Annotated in this window: 20 protein-coding genes; 11 read left to right on the top strand and 9 right to left on the bottom strand. The window is 66.2% G+C overall.

Going from position 1 to position 16,019, the window contains the following annotated elements; all coding sequences use genetic code 11:
* Positions 1–53 precede the first annotated feature (53 nt).
* From tenA to Har1129_RS01020, 5 genes are all read left to right on the top strand, one after another.
* Complete coding sequence (gene tenA / locus Har1129_RS01035) at positions 54–713, top strand: thiaminase II (RefSeq protein ID WP_151098960.1); 660 nt, start codon at positions 54–56, stop codon at positions 711–713.
* Complete coding sequence (locus tag Har1129_RS01030) at positions 710–1,474, top strand: TenA family protein (protein WP_151098959.1); 765 nt, start codon at positions 710–712, stop codon at positions 1,472–1,474. Before tenA ends, Har1129_RS01030 begins: the two co-directional genes overlap by 4 nt.
* The gene (locus Har1129_RS01025; protein WP_151098958.1) at positions 1,475–2,983 is read left to right on the top strand and encodes a sodium:proline symporter; all 1,509 of its coding nucleotides are present in this window, start codon (positions 1,475–1,477) and stop codon (positions 2,981–2,983) included. It begins immediately after the preceding gene.
* Positions 2,980–3,108: a hypothetical protein gene (locus tag Har1129_RS21110; RefSeq protein ID WP_255518321.1), complete on the top strand. Its 129-nt coding sequence runs from the start codon at positions 2,980–2,982 to the stop codon at positions 3,106–3,108. Before Har1129_RS01025 ends, Har1129_RS21110 begins: the two co-directional genes overlap by 4 nt.
* An 83-nt stretch (positions 3,109–3,191) precedes the next feature.
* Positions 3,192–3,587 carry a universal stress protein gene (locus Har1129_RS01020; protein ID WP_151098957.1) on the top strand — a complete coding sequence of 132 codons (396 nt, stop codon included), beginning with the start codon at positions 3,192–3,194 and terminating at the stop codon, positions 3,585–3,587.
* A 47-nt stretch (positions 3,588–3,634) separates the two neighbouring features.
* Here the strand turns inward: Har1129_RS01020 and psmB are convergent, their stop codons facing one another.
* From psmB to pth2, 3 genes are all read right to left on the bottom strand, one after another.
* Positions 3,635–4,327 carry an archaeal proteasome endopeptidase complex subunit beta gene (gene psmB, locus Har1129_RS01015; protein ID WP_151098956.1) on the bottom strand — a complete coding sequence of 231 codons (693 nt, stop codon included), beginning with the start codon at positions 4,325–4,327 and terminating at the stop codon, positions 3,635–3,637.
* On the bottom strand, positions 4,327–5,061 hold the full coding sequence (gene psmA, locus Har1129_RS01010) for an archaeal proteasome endopeptidase complex subunit alpha (RefSeq protein WP_151098955.1): 735 nt from the start codon (positions 5,059–5,061) through the stop codon (positions 4,327–4,329). The genes psmB and psmA overlap by 1 nt, the downstream gene beginning before the upstream one ends.
* A 69-nt stretch (positions 5,062–5,130) precedes the next feature.
* Positions 5,131–5,469: a peptidyl-tRNA hydrolase Pth2 gene (pth2, locus tag Har1129_RS01005; protein WP_053967517.1), complete on the bottom strand. Its 339-nt coding sequence runs from the start codon at positions 5,467–5,469 to the stop codon at positions 5,131–5,133.
* Between the two features lie 98 nt (positions 5,470–5,567).
* On the opposite strand from pth2, the gene Har1129_RS01000 reads away from it, so the two are divergent.
* From Har1129_RS01000 to Har1129_RS00985, 4 genes are all read left to right on the top strand, one after another.
* Positions 5,568–6,290, top strand: a complete 723-nt coding sequence (locus tag Har1129_RS01000) for a YIP1 family protein (RefSeq protein WP_225307711.1) — start codon at positions 5,568–5,570, stop codon at positions 6,288–6,290.
* 41 nt (positions 6,291–6,331) lie between these two features.
* Positions 6,332–6,919 carry a dCTP deaminase gene (gene dcd / locus Har1129_RS00995; RefSeq protein ID WP_151098953.1) on the top strand — a complete coding sequence of 196 codons (588 nt, stop codon included), beginning with the start codon at positions 6,332–6,334 and terminating at the stop codon, positions 6,917–6,919.
* Positions 6,920–6,984: 65 nt separating this feature from the next.
* On the top strand, positions 6,985–7,881 hold the full coding sequence (locus tag Har1129_RS00990) for a thiamine-phosphate synthase family protein (protein ID WP_151098952.1): 897 nt from the start codon (positions 6,985–6,987) through the stop codon (positions 7,879–7,881).
* Positions 7,878–8,528: a class I SAM-dependent methyltransferase gene (locus Har1129_RS00985; RefSeq protein ID WP_151098951.1), complete on the top strand. Its 651-nt coding sequence runs from the start codon at positions 7,878–7,880 to the stop codon at positions 8,526–8,528. Before Har1129_RS00990 ends, Har1129_RS00985 begins: the two co-directional genes overlap by 4 nt.
* A 77-nt stretch (positions 8,529–8,605) precedes the next feature.
* On the opposite strand, the gene Har1129_RS00980 is transcribed toward Har1129_RS00985, so the two are convergent.
* Together Har1129_RS00980 and Har1129_RS00975 are read right to left on the bottom strand one after the other, a co-directional pair.
* Positions 8,606–9,478, bottom strand: coding sequence for an ABC transporter permease (locus Har1129_RS00980; RefSeq protein WP_151098950.1), 873 nt, complete (start codon positions 9,476–9,478; stop codon positions 8,606–8,608).
* Entirely contained in the window at positions 9,475–10,542 is a 1,068-nt protein-coding gene (locus Har1129_RS00975; protein ID WP_151098949.1) for an ABC transporter ATP-binding protein, read from the bottom strand. The genes Har1129_RS00980 and Har1129_RS00975 overlap by 4 nt, the downstream gene beginning before the upstream one ends.
* A gap of 89 nt (positions 10,543–10,631) precedes the next feature.
* On the opposite strand from Har1129_RS00975, the gene Har1129_RS00970 reads away from it, so the two are divergent.
* On the top strand, positions 10,632–11,306 hold the full coding sequence (locus Har1129_RS00970) for a helix-turn-helix domain-containing protein (protein WP_151098948.1): 675 nt from the start codon (positions 10,632–10,634) through the stop codon (positions 11,304–11,306).
* Here Har1129_RS00970 and Har1129_RS00965 read toward each other — a convergent pair.
* The 3 genes from Har1129_RS00965 to Har1129_RS00955 form a co-directional block, all read right to left on the bottom strand.
* Entirely contained in the window at positions 11,303–12,064 is a 762-nt protein-coding gene (locus Har1129_RS00965) for a DUF7001 family protein (RefSeq protein WP_151098947.1), read from the bottom strand. The genes Har1129_RS00970 and Har1129_RS00965 overlap by 4 nt on opposite strands.
* Before the next feature lie 190 nt (positions 12,065–12,254).
* The gene (locus tag Har1129_RS00960) at positions 12,255–12,743 is read right to left on the bottom strand and encodes an HTH domain-containing protein (protein WP_151098946.1); all 489 of its coding nucleotides are present in this window, start codon (positions 12,741–12,743) and stop codon (positions 12,255–12,257) included.
* A 130-nt stretch (positions 12,744–12,873) separates the two neighbouring features.
* Entirely contained in the window at positions 12,874–13,809 is a 936-nt protein-coding gene (locus Har1129_RS00955; RefSeq protein WP_151098945.1) for a sulfide-dependent adenosine diphosphate thiazole synthase, read from the bottom strand.
* A gap of 135 nt (positions 13,810–13,944) precedes the next feature.
* On the opposite strand from Har1129_RS00955, the gene Har1129_RS00950 reads away from it, so the two are divergent.
* The gene (locus Har1129_RS00950; protein ID WP_151098944.1) at positions 13,945–15,366 is read left to right on the top strand and encodes a YjiH family protein; all 1,422 of its coding nucleotides are present in this window, start codon (positions 13,945–13,947) and stop codon (positions 15,364–15,366) included.
* Here Har1129_RS00950 and Har1129_RS00945 read toward each other — a convergent pair.
* The gene (locus tag Har1129_RS00945) at positions 15,361–16,005 is read right to left on the bottom strand and encodes a helix-turn-helix domain-containing protein (RefSeq protein ID WP_151098943.1); all 645 of its coding nucleotides are present in this window, start codon (positions 16,003–16,005) and stop codon (positions 15,361–15,363) included. The two genes, Har1129_RS00950 and Har1129_RS00945, sit on opposite strands and share 6 nt — an antisense overlap.
* Positions 16,006–16,019: the final 14 nt, after the last annotated feature.

Raw genomic sequence — 16,019 nt, 5'->3', positions numbered from 1 at the left:
CTTGGTTGTATTAGCAGAATATAATACGACGGAGATTGTTGTCTTGGCCACAAATGGCGTTTAGCGACCACCTGCTCGACATCGGCGAGGATATCTGGGACGCACAGAAGACCCACCCGTTCGTCCGCGAACTGGCCGACGGGACGCTCGACGAAGCGGCGTTCAAACACTGGGTGAAACAGGACTACCGATACCTACAGGACTATGCGCGACTGTTCGCGCTCGCCGGCGCGACGGCAAACGACGAGTCGACGATGACGCACCTGCTCGGGGTCGCCCATCAGGTGCTCGACACCGAGATGGACCTGCACCGAGAGTTCGCGTCGGACTACGGCATCTCGAAGCGTGAGTTGGAAGCGACCGAGAAAGCCCCGACCTGTCTGGCGTACACGAACTTCCTCGTCCGGACGGCCTACGAGGGTCACGAGGCGGTGATCGCCGCTGCGCTGTATCCCTGCATGCAGGGATACCTTGACGTGGCCGAGCACATGGCCGATCTGGCCGACGACGAGCACCAGTACACGCCCTTTATCGAGATGTACACAAGCGACGACTTCCGCGAGGCGACGGGCTGGTGTCGGGCGTACGTCGACCGCTGTGGCGAGCGGTATTCCGGGCAGCACGATGCCATGGAAAAAGCGTTTCTGACGAGCGCGAAGCTCGAACACCGGTTCTGGGAGATGGCCTACACGCAGGAGGGGTGGGAGCTATGACGGCCGAGACATACTCGGCGTACGCCGACCGCGTCACTGATCCCCGATTCACCGACTGGCTCCGCGACCAGAGTCAGCCGGACTGGGACGCCGCCGTCGAACACCGGTTTGTTACGGAACTTGGGGGCGGTACGCTCGATGAGGACGCGTTCGCGGCGTATCTGAGACAGGACTACGCGTTCGTCGACGAGCTCGTCGGCACGTTCGGTCACGCGGTCGGGCAGGCCCCGGACATGGCCGCCAAGCGTCGCTTCGTCGAGTTTCTCGATACCGTGACTGACGAGGAGGACGACTACTTCGAGCGGTCGTTTGACGCGCTGGGCGTTGACGAATCGCGCTGGCAGAACCCGGACATGACAGAGACGACTGCGGCGTTCGTCGACCTGCTGGGTCGCGCCGCCCGGGAGGGGGGCTACGCCGAAACGCTCGCCGTCCTCGTCCCGGCGGAGTGGATATACGAGTCGTGGGCGACAGCGGCCGCGGACACGCACGGCGACCCAGACGGCGACGGCCTGCCCAGCGCCGGCATGGGACTGCCCTTCTACTTCGCCGAGTGGGTGGACCTCCACGCCGTCGACTCGTTCGTCGCGTTCGTCGAGTGGCTCCGTGGCGAACTCGATGCCGTCGGGCCGACGCTTTCGCCCCGCCGGGAGGCCCGCGTCGCGTCGCTGTTCGACCGCACGGTCACGCTCGAACGGCAGTTCTTCGAGACGGCCTACGAAGAGACGCCGGCGACAGCCGAGAGCGAGGTGAGCCCATAGATGGTTTCCTCGGCAGTCGTTCTCGGCCTGACCGCGGCGACCGTGGTCGTGTTTACGGGCGTCGGTCTCTTCGCCGCTCGCGGCCGCATCGATTCGGTGGAGACGTACATCTCGGCCCGCGAATCGGCCGGTAGCGGGACGCTCGCCGCGACAGTCATCGCGTCCATGATGGGCGTCTGGATTCTGCTGAGCCCCGCCGAGGCGGGGGCCGCTTTCGGCGGATTACCGGCCGTGCTCGGCTACGCCATCGGGAGCGCGATTCCGCTCCTCCTCTTTATTCCGGTGGGCGCTCGCATCCGTGAGGTGATGCCCGCGGGCCATTCGCTGACGGAGTTCGCCTACGCTCGGTTCGGGTCCGGGATGTACCTGCTCGTCCTGCTCGTCTCGGTGTTCTATATGTTCATCTTCCTCGCCGCGGAGATGACCGGCATCGCCGGTGCGCTCGCGCTCGTCGCCGACGTGCCCCTCTGGCAGACTTCGCTGCTCATCGGCGGGTTCGTCCTCGTCTACACGACTTACGGCGGTCTGCTGGCGAGTATCGTCACCGACACTATCCAGACACTGGTCATCCTGCCGCTCTTGGCCGTTGGCTTCGGCGGCGCGCTCCTCTCGCTTGGGGTCGCGAGCGAACTCCACGCGACAGTGGTCTCGGCTGACCCGACGCTTCTGGACCCCGGATTCGGTCCCGGTCTGGAGTTCGGGCTGTACGTCGCCTTCGCCCTCCTCGGTGCAAATATGCTGAATCAGGGTGTCTGGCAGCGGGTGTACGCCGCCGACGGTGAGGGTGCCTTGCGGCGCGGACTGGGCATCGCCGCCGTCGTCGTCGTCCCGATGCTGCTGCTCGCCGGCCTGTTCGGCATCGCCGCCACGGGACTGGGCCTCACCGAATCCGGCTCTGCGAGCATCGCCTTCTTCCTCGTGGTGGCCGAGGCGTTCCCGACGTGGGTGACCCTCGCTGTCGTCGTCCTCGCCGTCTTGCTGGTGATGAGTTCCGCCGACACGATGTTCAACGCCATCGCCAGCGTCGTCACGGCTGACCTCGCTCGACTGCTCGACGACCCCGACCAGCGGACTCTGTGGCTGGGCGGCCGCGGGCTGACCATCGCTGTCGCACTCGGTGCAATCTTCATCGGCGCACAGGGGTACAGCGTGCTCCAGTTATTTCTGACAGCTGACCTGCTGGCCGCCGGCGTCTTCGTTCCGTTCCTCGCCGGCCTCTACACCGAGCGGCTCACCGGGCCGGGCGCGCTAGTCTCGGGTGTGGCGGGCCTGCTTGTCGGGTTCGCTTACTTCCCGTCACTCCGTGGCCTCGTCGCCACGATACCGGGCGTCGGGAGCGTCCTGCCGGCCCCGTCGTTCCTGATTGCCTTTGCCGGCGCGACGCTCGTCTCGGCTGCCCTCACCGTCGCGGCGACGCTGCTGGGCGGGGCTGACGCTGACCTCGACAGCCTCGGGCGGGAGGTCCGCGCACTCGACGACCCAGTGGCTGACGGGGGGTCCGAAGAGTGACTCCAGCAGCCGTCCTCCCCCTCGCCGCACTCGGGTCGACGGCGTTCGCGGCGCTGGCTTGGGGGTCGATTCTGCTCGTGCTCGCCGTCTTTCTCGCCGTCGGTTGGCTGGTCCTGACCGAATAGCCCGGCGACCGCGAGGGCCTGAAGAGACGGCACTTCGTGGTAACAAGACACATACTTATCATGATGCGTGAAGGACATCGAATATGCAGACCTTCGTGCTCGCGACAAACTCCGAGACAGTCAGCGAAACGCTGTGTTCGTACCTCGAAGGCGTCCTTGACCCGGACGACAGCGTCTACGCAGTCAATTCACAGCGCGGCGGCGATAGTACGTCGTCGGAAGCGGTCGCCGACGGGAAGGCCGCACTCGAAGTCGTCTCGGACCGGCTGGGCGACCGGGTGTCGGTGGAGACCTACCAGATAATCCGGGGCAACAGTCCAGCCAATGATATCTTCGACATCGCGGCGGAGGTCGACGCCGACGAACTCGTCATCGGCGTCCGCAAGCGGAGCCAGACCGACCGGCTCATCTTCGGCAGTGTCGCGCAGGACATCATGCGGCAGTCGGACTATCCGATGCGGGTCGTGCCGCGTGAGTAGGGACTACCCGGCGACAACTGGAGAAAGCGAAGACCGGAACGGCCGGGTTACTCGGCCGACTCGTAGTCGTCGAAGGCGTCGATGTCGACGCCCTCGTCGGTGATTTCCGCGAGCACGACGCCGTTGCCGGACCCGGTGTCACGCTCGGCCGCAGCGTTGACCGCGCGGATGGCCAGATCACGGGCCTCGTCGAGGCTCATTTCGGGGTCGTACTGCCCTTCGATGGTCCCCGTCGCGACCATCGTCCCGGAGCCGGTGACGGTGTAGTCGTCTTCGAGCACGCCGCCAGCGGGGTCGACGCTGTAGACGTGGCTACCTTCCTCATCGACGCCGCCCACGATTGGGTTGATGGCGAAGTACGGGCCGCCACGGGCGAAATTGCCCGAGAGCGTCGCCAGTGCGTGAATCGAGAGCGGTTCGTCGCGGCGGACCTCATAGAGGTCAGCCTCCGCGCGCAGCGAGCGGATGAACGACTGGGCCCCGCCGACGCTGCCGACCAGCGTCATCGCGGCCGTCGGGTGAATCTGCTCGACCTTCTGGACCTGCTTGTTCGAGACGAAGCGGCCACCGAGGGAGGCGCGTCGATCCGTCGCGATGATGACGCCGTTCTCCGTCGAAAGGCCGACCGTCGTCGTCCCGGTCTTGACGACGTTCTCCTCGTCGCGGCCGCCGTCCTCGTTCGGCAGATTGCCGACTTCGGGTTCGTAGGCGTCGGTCAGTCGGTTCTCGGGGTCGTGCATTACTCCGCACCTCCGAGTTCGAACTCATCGAGCCGCTCGGCGATATCGTCCTCGGCGAGCTTTTCGAACTGCTCGGTCTCGACGTCGATGGTGGCGATGTCGACGCCGGTCGCGTCGAGGCCGTCCTCGTTGACCGAGGCCAGCGCCCGGAGCGCGAGCTCGATGCCGCCTTCGAGGTCCATCTCCTCGGCGTACTCGTCTTCGAGGAACGACTGGATGTCCTCGCGAGAGCCACCGATGGCGACGGCCTGCCACTCGTAGGGCGTCCCGGACGGATCTGTCTCGAACAGGCGCGGCTCGCCGTTTTCGATACCAGCAACCAGCAGCGCCACACCGAACGGGCGTGCGCCGCCGGTCTGGGTGTACTGCTGGATGTAGTCCGTGATCTCCTTGGTCAGCGACTCGACGGAGGCCGGCTCGTCGTAGCGCAGGCGGTTGACCTGCGCTTGCCGGCGCGCTACGTCGATGAGCTGGCGGGCGTCGGCCACGTGGCCCGCGCTGGCGACACCGACATGGGAATCGATCTCGTGAATCTTCTCGATGCTGTCGCGCTCGATGAGCGGCGAGCGGGCGTGGCGGTCGGCGGCGATGACCACACCGTCCGCGGTGCGGACCCCGACGCTTGCGGTCCCGCGCTTGACAGCTTCTCGTGCGTACTCGACCTGATAGAGGCGTCCGTCCGGGGAGAAGATGGTAATCCCGCGGTCGTAGGCCTGTTGTTCGTTTCCTTGCATGATGTGTGGTGTTGTTGTTCACCTGAGGTTAGGGTTGCTCTTATATAACCGTATCGCGGACCGCTGCCCTCAGAACAGCGGCAGGTCGCCGGTGACGCGGTCCACCAGCTCGTCCTCGGCGGGGCCGACGGCGAGCGCCGTGACGGTCCCCGGATCGAGCTGTGTGTGGCCGGCGTCCCGGACGACCGCATGCGGCAGGCCTTCGCGCTCGGCCACGTCCGCGAGTTCGAACAGCTCGGACTCGCTCGTGGCCTTCAGGACGACTTTCTTCTGCCCCGCGCCCTTCCAGGCTTTGCGGGGTTTCGGGCCGGCGTCCTCGTAGGCCGACAGCGAGGCGTGGGCAACTTGGGCGGCGAGCTTGCCCTCGCCCATACCGAGGTCGGCCCGCGCGACGATAGCCTGCTTCATACGATTACATGGCCACCCGTACTTAAACGCCCGTCGGACTCCCTCCACGGTTGCACATACCACAGAGTACATACGCCGTGGCCGAGCACACCCCGGAGATGCCCTCCTCTATCCGAGCGTTCCTCCTGCGACCGGGCGCGTTCTTCGAACAGCGACGAGACCGGCTGAACGGATTCCGCGGCGGCGGCCTTGCTCTCGGTATCGCCGTCGCCGTCACAGTCGTTCTCGGAGTCGCGCTCCGACTGTTCGCCGCCCAGTTTACCGGAACCGTGGAGAGAGACAACCCCGCACGGCCGCCAGAGCAGATGTGCGAAGACGGCGGTGTCGGCGGAATAACCGTTTCCGGCTGTGACGAGCCGGCGACACAAACTGTTGAACTCGGGTCGATTATCTGGGACTATGCGACTGAGGCCCTTCCGGGGCTGTTTTTCGGCTTCGTTATTGTCTGGATCGGACTGATGATCGGTTTGTATGTCGGCGCAAAGCTAGCCGGCGGCTCCGGCAAGTTCGGCGAGACAGCAGAGATCACCGCTTGGGGGCTACTCCCGTCCGTGGTCGGCGTCGTCGCCGGTGGTGCTGCACTCGTCTTCTTTGCTGCAAACACCGACCTCTCCGCGTCCTCGCCGGCGGTCCTACTCGAACAGGTCCGAGGTCTACAGAACGGGCTTTCTGGACTCGTGTTCCTTGCAATACAGATCGGCACTGCCGTCTGGCAGGCAGCTGTCTGGGCTAGCGGCCTCCGAGTCGTCCACGAGATTAGCAGATACGCGGCAGTCGCCATCGCCGTCATCGCTGCGACGCTGCCCGTGGTCCTCTCCTGAGAATCGGGGAGTTTAGGCTTCCGGCCGCACACGCCACTCTCATGATACTCTCAGATGCGGATATTCTCCGGCGGCTGGAACAGGGTGACCTCGTCGTCGAACCGCTCGACGACCCGGACATCCAGATTCAGCCGGCCAGCGTCGATCTCCGTCTCGGACGGGAGTTCCTAGAGTTCCAGCACGCCAACATCCCTTGTATCCACCCGAACTCCGAGGACGAAGTCGCCGACTACGTCGACGAGACTGTGGTCGCCGAGGACGACGAGTTCATCCTCCATCCCGGCGATTTCGTGCTGGGGACGACCCACGAGCGCGTCGCCATCCCTGATGACCTCATCGCCCACGTCGAAGGCCGGTCGTCGCTGGGCCGGCTCGCAATTGTCGTCCACGCGACGGCTGGCCTGTGTGACCCCGGGTACGAGGGTCAGATTACGCTCGAACTGTCGAACCTCGGCACCGCTCCAGTGGCACTCACACCCGGGATGCGAATCTCGCAGCTCACCTTCACCGAACTCAAGACGCCCGCTGACCGCCCGTACGGGGCCGAGCGCGGCTCGAAGTATCAGGGCCAGTCCGGGCCGCAGGCGAGCAAGATACAGGGAGATCGTGAGTTCGGAGGCGATCAGTGATGCCCGCCATGCGTGGCATCACGATATCGGTGAGGCACTCAGTTGAGTTCGGGGGCGACCAATAGATGCGGTTCATCGAGGAGATCGTCGTCGACGACTTCCTGCCGACGTTTCGCTCGCTGCTGGCCGACGCCCTCAGGGAGCGCGGGCTGACACAGTCCGAAGTCGCGGACTTGCTCGGCATCAGCCAGAGCGCGGTCTCGAAGTACGTCCACGGCGACGTGGCGCGCCACGACGACCTGCTGGCCCACCGCGGACTTGAGGAGCTGGTCGAGCGACTGGCTGACGGGCTGGCAGACGGCGATATGAGTCCGGTGCAGGCGCTGGTCGAAACGGAGGTGTTCGTCCGCGAACTCGAACAGGGCGGCGTCCTCGCGCAGTTACACGAGGACGCGGTCCCGGAGCTTGGCGACTACGACGACGAGTTCGCCATCCACGACCCCGACTCGCAGCTGCGGTCCGCCGAGCGGACGCTCGCGTCGGTGCGGCGCGGACTCAGCGTGCTGGAAAACACCAGCGGATTCGCGACGCTTATTCCGGCGGTCGGATCGAACCTCGTCCAGTGTCTCCCAGACGCCGAGAGCATCGAAGACGTGGCGGCCGTCCCGGGACGGATTCTCGACGTGAAAGGCCGAGCGACCATTCCGGCGGACCCGGAGTTCGGCGTCAGCGAGCACGTCGCGACGCTGTTGCTGGCGGTACGGACCGCCGGGAGCGACGCCCGCGCGGTGTTGAACGTCCGGTACGACGAGTCCGTCGTGACCGCGCTGCGGGATGCGGGACTGACCGTGGTCGAGTTCGACGCCGAGGAGAGCGTCGAGCCGGCCGTCGCGGCCGCGCTGGCTGACGACCCGGCGGCCGACGTGCTCTATCACACCGGCGCGATGGGTATCGAGCCGGTCGTGTACCTGCTCGGGGACGACGCTGTGTCGGTCGCCGAAACGGCACGCGAAATCCTGTGACCGACGCGCAGTCGTTCTACGGCCGGTGGGCGCGGCTGTACGACTGGGTAGCGAGTGCGCCGGGCGTCTCGTCGTGGCGCGAACGAACCGCTGACGCGCTCGCGCTCGCCCCCGGCGACACCGTCGTCGAAATGGGCTGTGGCACTGGCGCGAACGTCCCGGCGCTCCGTGAGCGCGTCGGCCCGACGGGGCGAGTGGTCGGCGTCGACGTGACTCGCGAGATGCTGGACCGGGCCGCCGAACACCCGGACCGGACCGGCGAGACAGTCCACTACGTTCGGGCCGACGCCGCGCGACCGCCGATCAGGGACGCCGACGCCGTGCTCGCGACGTTCGTGGCCGGCATCTTCGAGGACCCCGCGGCGGCCGTCGACGCGTGGTGCGACAGCGTCCGCCCGGGAGGGCGGGTCGCGCTGCTGAACTTCCAGCGGAGTCCGAGCGCGCTCGCCGCGCCGCTGAACGTCGCGTTCGAGGGGGTCGTCAGGCTCTCGGCACCGGGTGCGCGGCTCTCGCGTCGGTCACACGCCAGCGCGTTCGAGCGGCGGGTGGCCGCGGCCCGGGAGCGACTCACCGAGCGGACGGTCGCGCGGCGCTACGAGACGATGGGCGGCGGGTTCGTCGGCCTGCTCAGCGGGACCGTCGCGTAGCGCACGCGGGTTCCGGCGGGCACTGGGAGGGCCGAAACGCGTCCAGCGGATTCGGCGGGCGGGTCAGAGCGGCCCGGTCACGCCACCTCGGATCCCGTCGCACGGCCCATGAGCCAGACGGAGACGGCACCGAAGACGACATCGAGCGCACAGAGAACCGCGAGCGCCGGCACGAGGGTATCGGAGACGCCGCCGAACGCCGTCACCTCGACGACTGTCAGCACGTCCCGGCCGAGGACCAGCGCTCGAATCGCGTCGACGCCGTAGGTGACCGGATTGACCGTGGCGACCACCTGTACCGCCGCTGGCAGCGACGACACGGGGAGGAACGCCGAGGAGAGAAACAGAAGCGGGAACAGGAGGAGGTTCCCGACGGCGTCGAGCGTCTCCTCGTCCCGGGTCACCACCGCGACGGCGTTCGAGAGCGCCATGTACCAGAGCGCGAAGAGGACACAGACAAGGGCGATGCCGAACAGCCCCACGAGTCCGGTCGCGACGGTGGCACCCATCGCCAGTCCGAGGCCGAAGATGACGAACACGTAACAGACGAGGCGGAACAGTTCGGCGGCGGCCTTGCCGGCGAAGACGGCGGTCCAGCGCATCGGCGAGACGGTCACCTTCTCGAACATCCCCGTCTGGAGGTCCTCGACCAGTCCGAGGCCAGAGGAGAGCGAGGACGACATCGACACCTGGACGACGGCCGCGGGGAGGACGAAGGGGAGGTACCCGACGCCCTCGAATCCGGCCCGTTCGATAGCGAGGGTGCCGACGTCGCCGAAGACGGCCGTAAACATCAGCAGGGAGAACACCGCCATGAAGAGTTCGAGAAAGACGACGGTCGGATTCCGAATCGCCTTCCGGGTCCACCGCTTGAAATTGACCCAGATGTCTCCGACGAGGGAGTTTCCGGCCGACCGCGACTGACCGGTGTCGACGCCCGTGGAACTCATCGTGTCCCTCCGGACGATCCCGGCCCCGTCTCGTCATCGAGCCCGGCGTCGAAGCCGTCGGTTCGCCCGTCTGCGATGGCGAAGAAAACGTCGTCGAGCGTCGGTTCGTCCACGTCGAACCCGGTCACGGCGACGCCCGCTTCGCGGAGCGCAAGCAGGTAGTCCGTGCCGCGCTCGGCGGCGTCCGTCGTCGTCACCCGAACCGTGTCGTCGACGGTTTCGACCGTCGCGTCCGGACCGAAGCGAGTTCCCTCGCGGGCCACGTCGGCCGCCGTTTCGGCGGTCTCACGGCCGCCGTCCACGTCGACTTCGAGGATCTGACCGCCGACGCGGCGCTTCAGTTCGGCGGGCGACCCCGTCGCGGCGATGCGGCCGTCCCGGAGGACGGCGACGCGGTCACAGAGCGCGTCGGCTTCTTCGAGATACTGGGTCGTGAGGAATATCGTGGTCCCCCTCTCGTTGAGTCGGCGGAAGTGATCCCACAGGCGGTTTCGCGCCTTCGGGTCCATCCCCGTCGTCGGTTCGTCGAGGAAGACGAGGTCCGGGTCGTGGACGAGGGCCGTCACGGCGTCGAGTCGCTTCTTCATCCCGCCGGAAAACCGTTCGGCGGGCGTGTCGGCGACGTCACCGAGGTCCGCGAGTTCGAGCAGTTCCGCGATTCGCTCCGCTCGCCGACCGCGCGGGACGCCGTAGGCCTCGCAGGCGAACGCGACGTTCTCCCGCGCGGTCAGTTCCGCGTCGACACTCACGTCCTGTGCCATGTATCCGATGGTCTCCCTGACCGCCGTCTGCGCCGCGGTCGCGTCGTGACCGTTGACGACGACTTCGCCCTCGGTCGGTTCCAGCAGCGTCGCCAACACCTTGACGGCGGTCGTCTTGCCAGCACCGTTCGGCCCGAGGAACCCGAAGAACTCGCCGCGAGGAACGGTGAGCGACACGTCCCGGACGGCAGTCGTTCCGTCCGCGTAGGTGACACGCAGGCCGTCAACGCGTATCGCCGCCGTCGATGCGGTGGCCGGCCGGTCGGGATCGTTCGCGACACGTCGCTGGTTCGGTTTCGTCATCGCCGTCAGAGTCGTCGTTCGCCGGTACCGAGAGCGTTCTGTGACGTATGAGAGGTGGGTTTATGTGACGGTTCCGGCACACTTCGGGCATGAAACATCTCCGGGTCACCGCTCGCATACCGCCCGACTACGCGCCGGAGTTCTTCGACCTGCTGGCGAACGACCCCGAAATCGAGGAGTCGCGCATCGTCGACTGGAACCGCACCCCCGAAGGGTGTGATACCGTGCTGTTCGCCATCGATGGCGACGCGACTCGGTTCGTCGACCGCGCGCCCTCGACGCCCGGCGTCGAATCGGTGACGCTCTCGGGGGCCAAGCGGCGACGGACGTACGCACTCGTCGAGAATCGGCCGCTGTCGATGCCGATGTTCGACGCAATACACGACGCCGGCACTCGGCTCGGCATCGTCGTCCTCAAGCCGCTCATCTATCGCGACGGCACGGTCTCCTGTCGCGTGGTCGGCGAAGCGGGGCCGCTGCAGGACGCCCTCGACGACGCGCCAGCGCCCATCGACGTACGGCTGGACAGCATCAGCGCCGTCAGCGACGGACTGGCGCGGCCGGCGTCCAGACTCAGCGAGCGTCAGCGCGAGGCCGTGAGGACGGCCCTCGCCCTGGGTTATTACGACCGGCCTCGCGGTGCGACCCACGAGGACGTGGCCGCCGAGCTGGGGTGTGCTCCCGCGACGGTCAGCGACCACCTCCAGCGCGCCGAGGCGAAACTCGTCCGCGCCGTCATGGACGACTTCGGTCCGACGGTCTAGCGCCGATAGCGCTCCGCGTGGCGGGGGCAGAACTCGGTGCCCCGTAACTGCGCGGCGACGACGCCGGGCTGGCGGTGCGGGTTGTGGAGTCGGCAGGTCTCCTCGTCGCAGAACGCCTCGCCCGTGTCGAGGTAGTGGTACGCCTGCAGGACGTATCCTTTGATGGCGTCGGTCGTCCGCGGGTCGTCCTCGACGAGGAACTCGCCCTCGACTTCGTTTTCGAGCACTTCTCGGGGCGGTGCGCCGCCGCCGAGCAGGGCGTGTTTCTGCTGTTCCTTGTAGTACTGCTCGGGCTTTGCGGGGGCCTCGTACAGCCCCGGTACCGAGACGACCGCGGGCTGGCCGAGGACGTTCACGCGCTTGTGCCAGCGGCCGTCGTGGTCGCCCCAGGTCCCGACGACGCGGTCCAGCAGCGGAACGTGAAGGTGGGCGAGTGACCGCTCGGACTCAGGGATTCGGTCGTGGAGCGCGCGCTGGACGGCCTGCCCGTCGTAGATGACACCGCCGGCCCGCTCGGGCGACTCCAGCGCTCGCTCTTCGTAGCGGACGATTCCCAGCATCGTGTTCCCGGTCTCGCGGTCGTACGGTGAGAGCACCCGCGCCCGTGCGAACGACGACGCCAGTTCCGAGTCGCCGTGCAGTGAGAGGAACCGGTCCCGGACGGCAACCTCGGCGTCGACCCGCGCATCGAGCCAGTCGGCGATGGCGTCGGCATCGGCGACTGTCGTCGGGGCGCGGTACAGCGTGACGGACTCCATTGTATTGGCCAGTGGTATCGGTAGGTAATACCAGTTATGTCTCGGGGACTCTTCCGTATCGAGAGATGGGCCGTCGAGTGGAGAACCAGAGTGGACTGCTTACCGTGGTGCTCCCGGTTGGAAACGTAAACCTCAGTTCAGTGCTATACGGGACGCCGCCACCGGACAGACTGAGCCGTTCCAGTGGGAGTCACAGTTCCGGTTCGTGTGGGAGTGGAGTCGATTCGGCCGCGAGCGCGTCGATGCAGTCCGTGACGGACCACGTCGTCTCCCCGTCTGTACACGGATACACTCCGACCAGCTCATCGTTCGCGTACACCGCGACGGCCAGCATCGGTAGCCGCAGCACCTCCGTGCTCCCGCCGACCAGTAGCGACGACGTTCGCGTCTCGAACGGCGGTCGGAGACTCAGCCCACGTTCGGTCGCCCACTGCTCGTATCGGTCGATAGTCGCCAACACCTCACCGTGCTCGCCCTCCTGCGACACCGGAATTTCCTCGGGCCACGTCTGGACATCGAAATCATCGATAGCTCCCATCGTAGCGAGTTCCGTGAACTGGTCGATAGCTGTCGTTCGAGGGCCACAGACCGGCCGCCGGCTCCAGAGCTGGACCGCTATCTCACCGCCGGCTGACTCGTCAGACCTGTGGTTGTCGCTCCGCTGCATCTCTTCTGACATTGGTTGTCAATCACTAACATCTTCGAGCTACTATTGCTTAATTGTTGGTTTCAACGCGATATTTCGGCCTGAATGGGCAACTATATGGAGGAAAATAAGTAGGTTAAAACCAGAGGGGCGTGGGAGGATTTCAGTCGTCAGCGGGGGATGCGGCGTCGCGGCTTGTGACGTCGACCGGGTCCGCATCGACCTCCAGTTCGTCTAGCGCGACCTGTGCGGCGCGCTTGCCGGAGACGAGCATGGCACCGAACGTCGGACCCATGCGCGGGAGGCCGTAGGTTGTTGCGGTCGCCATGCCGGTGACGACGAGGCCGTCGTGGGCGAGACCGGTGTGTTCGACGACAGCGTCCTCGCTTTCCCCGACCCACATGGAGTCGTGGCCCGGCGAGTCGTGGCCCGGCGCGCCGTAGGTGTCGTCGTCGGTCTGGTCCATGCCGCTGGCTTCGTCTTCGAGGCCCGGCGCGTTGAGGACGCCGCGCTCGTCGAGCTTCTTGACCGCCATCGCGTCGTGGCCCGTCGCGTCGATGACGAGGTCGGCCTCGACGGCGATGGGGTCGACACAGGTGATTTCGCGGGGCAGCGCGTGGACCGGCGTCCAGTTCATCACGATGCCGCCGACGCGATGGTCCTCGCGGATGACGATGTCGGTGAACTCCGTCATGTTCTGCATCTTCGCCCCGGCGTCGCAGGCTGCCTTGATCAGGCCGGAACAGGCCTCCGGCCCGTTAGCGACGTAGAGGCCCTCGCTGTCCTTGGACTGCTTGTGGTCGACGTCGAGTTCGTCCAGCACCTGCTGGGCCGGGTCCCGCACCGTGACCTTGTTCATCAGGAAGCCGCCGAGCCAGAAGCCGCCGCCGAGGTAGTTGTTCTTCTCGACGACCATCACCTGCACGCCGCGCTCGGCGAGTTCCTTCGCGGCCATCAGCCCCGACGGGCCGCCGCCGACGATGATGACATCGGAGTCCGAGAAGTCCATGAACTCCTCGGTCCACTCCTGCCCGATGGCGCGTGTGACTTCCGCCTCGCCGACGTCGCTGAACTGTTCGAATGAATCTGATTCGCTCATACCACCTAGTGATATTTCTTGGTGGTACAAAGTCGTTCTGATGCAGCACGTCGCTCGGATACGCCGACTTACTTATAAACCCACCCCCACACGGCGGTTTCAGGACTATCAGTTGAACATGGGTAACGTATGTTAATGTCTACCGAGACAAGCCGGACGTACACGGTCGACACGGAACCGAGCGCCAGAGACATCGATGACATCGACCTCCATGAGTACGACGCGCGGCCGATACTGAAGTTCCTCGTCGCCTTCATCGTCGGCGGTGTGTTCTTCCTTCTCCCCGTTCCGTATCAGGGGGAGGTCACGGTGCCGTTCGACATCGTCGTCAGCGCGATCACCGGAACGTTCCCAACCGCCGTCGGCGTCTACTCGTTCGCCATTATCGTCGCAGGCGGGGTGGTGACGACGCTGGCGATGGTCGGTGACGAGGACATCGCGGGCTATGACCTGTCGTACTTCGAGACCTCGGGCGTGTTCTGGGCGCTCCGGGTCGCCGGCCTGCTGCTCGCGCCGGTGATGTTCTTCAAGCTCGGTCCCGAGTGGCTGCATACGCCGAGCACCGGTGGCCTGATGTGGGGGACCCTCGTGTACAGCGTCGGAGTCATCATCCCCATCGGGGCCATCTTCATCACTATCTTCGTCGAACTCGGCGGGCTGGAGTTCGTCGGGACGCTCGCCCGCCCTGTCATGCGCCCGCTGTTCAAAGTGCCCGGTCGGGCGGCGCTCGACAGCCTCGCCTCTTGGGTCGGCTCCTACAGCGTCGGCCTCTACGTGACGCGAAACGTCTTCGAGCAGGGCGGTTACCACAAGCGCGACGTGTTCACCATCGCGACGTGCTTCTCGACTGTCTCCATCGGGTTCGTCGGCGTCGTCGCCGCGACACTCGAGATGCTCCCGCAGTTCCCGCTCATCTTCGGCGCGTACTTCCTCTGTGTCGTCATCACCGGGGCCATCCTCGTCCGACTGCCGCCCATCTCGACGACGCCCGCGGAGTACATCGCAGAGCCGGACCCCGAAGTCGCCTTTTCGGGGTCGCCAACGGACTACGTCCGGCTCGCAATCAGCGAAGCCGTCGGGAAGGCGAAGGAGGGCGAGACGTTCGCACAGGCTGCCAAGCGTGGGTTCGTCGACGGTCTGAAGCTCACCAGCCTCATCCTCGGAACGATCCTCGCCGTCGGCCTCGCCGCCACGCTGCTGTCGGCGCACACGCCGGTGTTCGACATCCTCGGTCGCCCGCTGACGCCGGTCATCGCCGCGCTGGGCATCCCCAACGCCGAGGTGATCGCGCCGGCGACCATCGTCGGCATTACCGAGATGTACGTCCCGGTCCTGCTGGTGACCGAGACGGCGACGAAAGCGAAGTTCTTCGTCGGCGTACTCGCCGTCTCTCAGCTCATCTTCTTCTCCAGTGTCGGCCCGATGACGATGGATATGTTCAGCGACGTGCCCATCCGCTTCCGTGACCTCGTCGCGCTGTTCGTCATGCGAACGGTCATCCTCGTGCCGCTCATCGCCGGCATCACGCACGCGCTGGCCGCCCTCGGCCTGTTATAAGTACTCCACCAGCGCCTCGGCTAGCTTTTTCTCCGCCCGCCGCAGGTGGTCCTCCGCGGTTCGGCGCTCCACGCCCACGCGCGCCGCGACGGCTTCGGTCGTCGTCTCGCGGGGCAGTTCGTAGTAACCGCCCTCGTATGCCGCCAGGAACACCTCGCGCTGGCGCGGCGAGAGGTCCGGCAACACCGCGTCAACCGTCAACAGCGGCGCGTCCGGTGTCACCGACTGCACCTCGCGCTTGGACTCGACCGTCACGTCGAACTCGGCAGCCAGCGCCCGGTACACCGCTGACAGCGAGTCGGCGCTGAGTGCGAGCGCCCGGACCAGCTTCCCGCCCTCCGCGTACTTCAGCGGCGGCACGAGGAGACAGCCTGCGCTCGCCAGATACCGCTCCACGTTGTTATCGAGATGGGACTTCAGGCAGTCCTCGGTGACCAGCACCTGCTCGTTGCCTTTCGCGAGGCGCTCGCCGATACCGACCGTCTCCCGCACCTCCGCAAGCACGTCGTCCACGTCGCGGCCGCTGACGTGCAGCAGGTCGCTGTGGTCGTTGCACCACAGTTCGATGATGGTCCCCGTCCCGTCCGTCGCCACCTCGTAGGCCCCATCGCCGTAGACGCGGAACACGGCCTCGTACATAGCTACCGCCACTC

The sequence above is a fragment of the Haloarcula sp. CBA1129 genome (assembly GCF_008729015.1).
Taxonomy (GTDB): domain Archaea; phylum Halobacteriota; class Halobacteria; order Halobacteriales; family Haloarculaceae; genus Haloarcula.
This window is presented reverse-complemented; position numbering and strand designations above follow the sequence as displayed.